Here is a 7082-nt window from a genome sequence, read left to right as displayed (position 1 = left end):
AGAGCGCCCCTGCCCCGCCGCCCCGCCGTGCCCGTCGCGCCGGGGCGGCGCCGGTTCAGTGGTACGCCAGCTCGCCGGCCCGGATCGGCACCTCCACCCGGTTCTCCGGCGGGGCGAGCGGACAGGCCCAGCGGTCGTCGTACGCGCAGCTGGGGTTGTAGAGGTAGTTGGCGTCGAGCCGGACCCGGTGGCCGGGGAGCACGGTCAGCCCCCGCCCGAACGTGCCCTTCACGGTGTCGGTGAGGTACCGCCCGCCGCCGTAGCTCCCGTCGCCGCAGCTGGCGTCCCGCACGGGGAGGAAAAGCCCGCCGCCGTACGCCTCGATCCACCAGAGGGTGAGCGGGCCCCAGGGCGTCTCGGCCACCGCCACCCGGCGGTACCGGACGACCCCGTCGGGGCCACCGGTGTCGATGGCCTCGGTGCCGGTGGCCGGGCGCAGCGGCGCCTCGACCACGGCCGCCGGGTCCGGCGGGTACCAGCGGGCTCCGGTGAATCCGGGCCGGTCGGCGGCCGGCAGCGGGCTGGCGGGATGGGTGCGGAACAGCTCGTCCCGGGCCGCTCGGAGGCCGGCCAGGTCGAGGTCGGAGAGGTAGAGCCGGGCCACCCGCTCCCGCCAGTCGAGGACGTCGAGATCATCCATCCCCCGACCCTAGCCACCGCCATCCCCGAGCCGGCCCCGGCCACCTGTCCCTGCCCGGCTGCCGCCCACCGCACCGCGGCGGCTCGCCGACGGGCGCAGCAGCCGGCTCGGCCGGCAATTGGCGGCTCGCCGACGGGCGGAGCAGGGGCCCGTCCGGCAACAGTCCGTCGCTCCCTTTGCTCTGCTTCAACCCGCGCAACAGCCAGCGGCCATTGGTGTTGCGTGCGTTGAAGCAGAGCAAAGGCGACTGGAACAGGGCCGACTCCCGACCGAGAGGGGGTCCAACCGGGCCCGACGACAAGCGGGGCGGGGCCGGGGCGAAAGCGGGCGCGGGAGTGCGAAAGCGGGCGCGGAGGGCGAAAGCGGGGCGGGCGTGGGGCGGGGCCGGCGGTCAGGGGTCGGTGGCGAGGCGGGCGTGCAGGTGCTCGTCGTGCCGGCGTCCGTCGCCGTATCGGTGGGATTCCCGAAGGACGCCCTCCAGGCGGTACCCGGACCGTTCGGCCACCCGACAGGACGCCTCGTTCTCGACCGCGTGCCACAGCTGGACCCGGTGCAGGCCCAGCTTCCCGAAGCCCCAGCGGGTGACCGCGCCGACCGCTCGGGAGGCGACCCCCCGGCCCCGGGCGGCGGCGGCCGTCCAGTAGCCGATCGCGGCGTCGCCGTCCTGGATCTGGTGCAGCGACACCGAGCCCAGCAGCGTCTCGTCCGCCTCGTCGGCGATGGCCAGGGAGATGTGGGTGCCGGAGCTCCAGTCGGCGCGCGAGCGCACCCAGGCGAGGGCTCGCGCCAGGTCCGTCACCCCCTGCGCGTTCCACCGGGCGATCTCGGAGTCGGCCAGCTCCACCAGCACGGCCGGGGCGTCCCCGTCCCGCCAGGGGCGCAGCAGCAGGCCCGGGGCGATCAGCTCGAGCTTCTCCACGAGCCGGAGTCTGCCATGACGACAGGTTCAGATTTCAAAATCCCCGGCGGCAACCTCCGATGTCGGCCCGCTCACAAGCGCGTCAGGGGGCTTGTTTAAATTTTAAGTAGTGCTAGTCTTCTGGGCATGACGGAGAGCCTGGACAGCGAGCGGATGGCCTGCTGGCGCGCGTACATCGAGTCCAGCCAGCGGCTCTTCACCCAGCTCGAGGACGACCTGCGCGCGGACAGCGAGCTGAGCTTCGCCGACTACCACGTGCTGGTGCTGCTCTCCGAGGCGCCGGGGCAGCGGCTGCGGATGGGTGAGCTGGCCGGCCGGCTGGTCTTCTCGCCGAGCCGGCTGACGTACCAGATCTCCTCCATGCAGAAGCGGGGCCTGGTCGCCCGCCAGTCCTGCCCCGAGGACCGTCGCGGCAGCGAGGCCGTGCTGACCGCCGCCGGACTGCTGGCGCTGCGCGAGGCCGCGCCCCACCACCTGCGCTCCGTGCGTACCCACCTGATCGACGACCTCGACGACGCCGAGGTCGCCTGCCTCACCCGGGTCTTCGAGCGGCTCGGCCAGCGCCTGCGCGCCGACCGCGACGCGTCGTCCACCCCGGCCGACAAGTAAGGAGCCCGAGATGCCCGCGATCACCGTCGACGACGTCCTCGTCCTGCCCCGCCTGCCCCGGCTGGACGAGTCCACCACCTACCGGCCGGTCCGCCGGCTGACCACCGCGCCCAGCGGGTACGAGGGTGAGGGCTTCCCGGTCCGCCGGGCCTTCGCCGGCGTGCCGCTGACCGAGCTGGACCCGTTCATCCACCTCGACCAGATGGGCGAGGTCGACTACGCCCCGGGTGAGCCGAAGGGCACCCCGTGGCACCCGCACCGCGGCTTCGAGACGGTGACCTACATGATCGACGGGATCATGGACCACCAGGACTCGCAGGGCGGCGGCGGCACCATCACCGACGGCGACACGCAGTGGATGACGGCCGGCAGCGGCCTGCTCCACATCGAGGCGCCGCCGGAGCACCTGGTGATGAGCGGTGGCCTCTTCCACGGCCTCCAGCTCTGGGTCAACCTGCCGAAGGTGGCGAAGATGATCGCGCCCCGCTACCAGGACATCCGGGGCCGGGAGTCGGCGCTGCTCACCACGCCCGACGGCGGGGCGCTGGTCCGGGTGATCGCCGGGGAGGTCGCCGGACACCGCGGTCCGGGCTCGACCCACACCCCGATCACCATCGCGCACGTCACGCTCCAGCCGGGTGCGGAGCTGAGCCTGCCCTGGCGGCCGGACTTCAACGCGCTGGTCTACGTGCTCGCCGGCCGGGGCACCGTCGGCACCGACCGCCGGCCGATCCACGTCGGCCAGCTCGCGGTGCACGGCCCGGGCGACGCGCTGCGGGTGACCGCCGACGCGGCGCAGGACGGCAACACCCCGGCGCTGGAGCTGTACATCATGGGCGGGCAGCCGATCCGGGAGCCGGTGGCGCACTACGGCCCGTTCGTGATGAACACCCGCGCCGAGCTGATCCAGGCGGTCGAGGACTACCAGGCCGGCCGGCTCGGCGTGATCCCGGCCGAGCGCCTGCCGCACACCGGCGGCGAGGGCGCGCGCCCCTGAGCACGCGGACGGCGGGCGTTCGGGCACTGCCCGGGCGCCCGCCGGCGGCTCAGGAGACGGCGAAGATGCCGGCCACGCCGAGGAGCACCATCACCAAGACCGCGACCAGGGCCCCACGCTCGCTCTCGACCGCCTGCACGCGGTACTCGGCCATGGTGTCAGTCGTCTCGGCGGGCATGGTGCGGCCTCCTCGGTTCTCGTGCTCCAGGGGTGCGGTGGGGCCCCGCGTCCGAACCCCGCCGACCTGGGGCGGTCGGCGTGCGGCTGCGTGTCGGGGGTCCTACCGTGAGGACGGTGTCGACCTCGGGAGGCTGGAACGTGACCATGCGGGACTGGTTCCTCACCGCACAGGAACGCGCCAACCCGGGCTCTGATATACCCGCCTGGACGACGGAAAACCTCGCCGAGCCGTTGATTCACGGTGCCGCCTACTTCGACCGGCTGGCCGAGGAGGTGGCCGCGCTCAAGGCCGGCGACCATCTCTTCTTCACCGACTGGCGGGGCGACCCCGACCAGCGGATGCGGCCCGACGGTCCCACGGTGGTGCAGCTCTTCGCCCAGGCCGCCCAGCGCGGCGTACTCGTCAAGGGCCTGATCTGGCGCTCCCACCTCGACGCGCTCTCCTACAGCGAGGCGGAGAACCGCAGCCTCAGCGAGGCGCTCTGCGCGGCCGGCGCCGAGGTGCTGCTGGACCAGCGGGTCCGGCGCGGCGGCTCGCACCACCAGAAGCTGGTGGTGCTGCGCCACCCGGACGAGCCGTCCCGCGACGTGGCGTTCGCCGGCGGGATCGATCTCTGCCACAGCCGCCGGGACGACGCGGCGCACCACGGTGACCGACAGGCGGTGGCCATGTCACCGAAGTACGGCCCGCACCCGCCCTGGCACGACGTCCAGCTCGCCCTGCGCGGCCCGGTGGTCGGTGCGCTGGACACCACGTTCCGGGAACGGTGGACCGACCCGATGCCGCTGGACTCGGAGAACCCGCTGGCCTACCTGCGGGACCGGCTGCGCGGCGCGGACCTGAGCCCGGACCCGCTGCCGGACCAGCCGGCCGATCCCCCACCCTGCGGCCCGCACCAGATCCAGGTGTTGCGCACCTACCCCGCGGTCCGGCCGCGCTACTCGTTCGCGCCGGACGGGGAGCGGACGGTCGCCCGCGGCTACACCAAGGCCGTCCACCGGGCCCGCCGGCTGATCTACCTGGAGGACCAGTACCTCTGGTCGACGGAGGTCGCCGACCTCTTCGCCCGGGCCCTGCGGGAACAACCGGACCTGCACCTGGTCGCCGTGGTGCCGCGCCACCCGGACGTCGACGGCCGACTGGCGCTGCCGCCGAACCTGGTGGGCCGGGAGCAGGCCATCTCGCTGTGCCACCGGGCCGCCCCGGACCGGGTGCACGTCTTCGACGTGGAGAACCACGAGGGCACCCCGGTGTACGTGCACGCGAAGGTCTGCGTGGTGGACGACGTCTGGGCCAGCGTGGGCAGCGACAACTTCAACCGCCGCTCCTGGACGCACGACAGCGAGCTGTCCTGCGCGGTGCTGGACGAGACCCGGGACGAGCGGGCCCCGGTCGACCCGGCGGGGCTCGGTGACGGCGCCCGCCGGTTCGCGCGGGACCTGCGGCTGCGGCTGTGGCGGGAGCACCTGGACCGGGACCCGGACGGCGGGGAGGACCACGACCTGCTCGACCCGGCGGACGCGGTCGCGGCGATCACCGGCGCGGCCGAGGCGCTGGAACGCTGGCACGCCTCCGGGCGTACCGGGCCCCGGCCGCCGGGCCGGCTGCGGCCGCACCGGCCGGAGCGGTTGCCCTGGCGGACCCGACTCTGGGCGCTGCCGGCGTACCGGCTGGTCTACGACCCGGACGGCAGGCCGCTGCGGGCCCGGCGGGCGGGCACCTGGTGAACCCGGGCCGGCGGCTCGTCGGCCGGGACCGGCTCGTCCAGCCGGTTGGGGTGGGCCGGATACGCGAACGAGACCCGGGGCGAGTAGAAGCCCCAGCAGACGTGCAACGGGTTGGTCGGGCGTAGCGCGTAGACCGGGTGGTCCGGGGCGAGGAACTCCACCGACTCGATCTCGAACGGCGACACCGGCTCCGCGACGTACGGGTAGTCGGTGAGCACCAGTTCACCGTCGCGCGCGGTCAGGTAACGGTGGTGCCCGTTGTGCGCCTCGGTGCCGGTGTGCCCGGCCCGGCCCAGCACCCGGATGAGCGGACGCCCGTCCGCCCGGGTCTCGGTGCTGAGCCGCCCGCCCCGCACCGCCACGCAGGTCTCCCCGGCGGTCGCCGGGGCGCCGCGGGCGGCGGCGTACTGCCGGACCACCGGGCTGGACGCCAGGTAGTGGGTCCACCAGCCGCCCGGGGTGTCCCCGTCGGGCGGGTTCATGCCCTGCAGCGAGACGCCCAGGAAGGTGAGCGAGTACGGGCCGAAGCCGGAGGTCTGGCTCTCGTCGTCCACCACGTACTGGCAGAGGAAGACCTGGCGGTCGGGGCGGGCGCGGAGGCCGGCCGGGACGAGCGCCGCGACCGCGTCGGGATCCGCCGGCAGCCAGCTGAACAGCAGCGTCGGGGCGTTGACGACGAGTTGCGGAGCGGCGGGATCCAGCACGGTGCCTCCGTAGACGTTTATCCCAGGGACGCTACGGGCGGTCTCGTCAGCGGGACAACGACGGAAAGTCGACACTGCGCGCCGATTATCGGGTTTCTCGTTGACCGGTCGGCCGACCGCTCCCACCGTCCGGGTTGGCCGGCATGGGTCCCTCGGAGCCAGCCTCGCGGGAGCTTTTGCGGTCTATTTCGGCTTTCATGCCACGACACGGCTTAAGTACATCGTACTTTCGGCTAGATTTCTCAGAGCCGATCAGGTTAAGGTGGCTTCCGAACGGACTACACGAAGCTAAACCGAAGCGTCACGTCTTCTTTTTCCGCGGACGAGGTGCAGGGAGGACCACCCATGACCGCGAAGACCATGACCGAGCCGGCGGCGACAACGCCGTCCACCTCCGCGAAGCTCGACCCTCGGGCGCTCACCGACAGCGCCGCCGACCTGCTGCAGGCGATGGCCGCCCTGCCCGCCAACCACCCGTCCCGCCCCGCGCTGCGGGACCGGGCCATCGAGGCGTGGCTGCCGCTCGCCAACCACCTCGCCCACCGCTACAGCGGCCGGGGCGAACCCACCGACGACCTGGCCCAGACGGCCGCGGTCGGCCTCATCAAGGCGATCGACAAGTTCGACCCGTCGCGGGGGGTCGACTTCGCCGGATACGCCATCCCGACCATCATCGGCGAGCTCAAGCGGCACTTCCGCGACCGCACCTGGGACATCCGGGTGCCCCGTCGCCTCCAGGAGCTGCGGCTGGCGATCTCCGACGCCAACAGCTCGCTGCTGCAGACCCTCGGCCGCTCGCCGACGGTCGCCGACATCGCCGCCCACCTCAACCTCACCGAGGAAGAGGTCCTGGAAGGGCTGGAAGGCGCCCGCGCGTACAACGCGGTGTCGCTGTCCACCCCGACCGGCGACGGCGACCGGGCCACCGAGCTGGGCGACATGCTCGGCGGCGAGGACTCCGAGTTCGAACTGGCCGAGCTCCGGGTGGCGCTGGGCCCCGCGCTCGCCACGCTCGACGAGCGCGAGCAGAAGATCCTCACGCTGCGCTTCTACGGCAACCTGACCCAGTCGCAGATCGCCGAGCAGATCGGCGTCTCCCAGATGCACGTGTCCCGGCTGCTGGCCCGGGCACTGACGAAGCTGCGCGGGCAGCTGGACGGAACGTACTAGGGGGTGGAGACGATGGCCGGGTCGGCGGGCCCGGGCAAAGTGATTTACACGCGGGCCCGGGCGGTGGTTGAACCTCCCGGGCGTTGCGCCTCTGCGCGGCGTGAGCCCGCCACCACGGGGTCACCGCAGGCTCCG

7 protein-coding genes are annotated in these 7082 nt (G+C 73.3%); 4 read left to right on the top strand and 3 right to left on the bottom strand.

The window, feature by feature from the left end; genetic code table 11:
- Positions 1-55 precede the first annotated feature (55 nt).
- Positions 56-640, bottom strand: coding sequence for a DUF1684 domain-containing protein (locus ACWEVO_RS25265; protein ID WP_452309998.1), 585 nt, complete (start codon positions 638-640; stop codon positions 56-58).
- A gap of 391 nt (positions 641-1031) precedes the next feature.
- Complete coding sequence (locus ACWEVO_RS25260) at positions 1032-1559, bottom strand: GNAT family N-acetyltransferase (RefSeq protein WP_452309997.1); 528 nt, start codon at positions 1557-1559, stop codon at positions 1032-1034.
- 126 nt (positions 1560-1685) lie between these two features.
- On the opposite strand from ACWEVO_RS25260, the gene ACWEVO_RS25255 reads away from it, so the two are divergent.
- The 3 genes from ACWEVO_RS25255 (at position 1686) to ACWEVO_RS25245 (ending at position 5073) form a co-directional block, all read left to right on the top strand.
- Positions 1686-2168 (top strand): MarR family winged helix-turn-helix transcriptional regulator, encoded by a 483-nt coding sequence (locus ACWEVO_RS25255; RefSeq protein ID WP_452309996.1) that lies wholly within the window; start codon positions 1686-1688, stop codon positions 2166-2168.
- A 10-nt stretch (positions 2169-2178) separates the two neighbouring features.
- A complete protein-coding gene (locus ACWEVO_RS25250; protein WP_452309995.1) occupies positions 2179-3165 on the top strand; it encodes a pirin family protein in 987 nt (328 codons plus the stop codon).
- Between the two features lie 318 nt (positions 3166-3483).
- The gene (locus ACWEVO_RS25245) at positions 3484-5073 is read left to right on the top strand and encodes a phospholipase D family protein (RefSeq protein WP_452309999.1); all 1590 of its coding nucleotides are present in this window, start codon (positions 3484-3486) and stop codon (positions 5071-5073) included.
- Here the strand turns inward: ACWEVO_RS25245 and ACWEVO_RS25240 are convergent.
- Positions 5022-5777: a hypothetical protein gene (locus tag ACWEVO_RS25240; protein ID WP_452309994.1), complete on the bottom strand. Its 756-nt coding sequence runs from the start codon at positions 5775-5777 to the stop codon at positions 5022-5024. The genes ACWEVO_RS25245 and ACWEVO_RS25240 overlap by 52 nt on opposite strands.
- Before the next feature lie 345 nt (positions 5778-6122).
- Between ACWEVO_RS25240 and ACWEVO_RS25235 the strand changes: the two genes are divergently transcribed.
- Complete coding sequence (locus ACWEVO_RS25235) at positions 6123-6947, top strand: SigB/SigF/SigG family RNA polymerase sigma factor (RefSeq protein ID WP_452309993.1); 825 nt, start codon at positions 6123-6125, stop codon at positions 6945-6947.
- Positions 6948-7082: the final 135 nt, after the last annotated feature.

The organism is Micromonospora sp. NPDC003776 (assembly GCF_053605645.1).
Note: the sequence above shows the minus strand (reverse complement) of the source record. Positions and strands in the feature narration are given on the sequence as shown.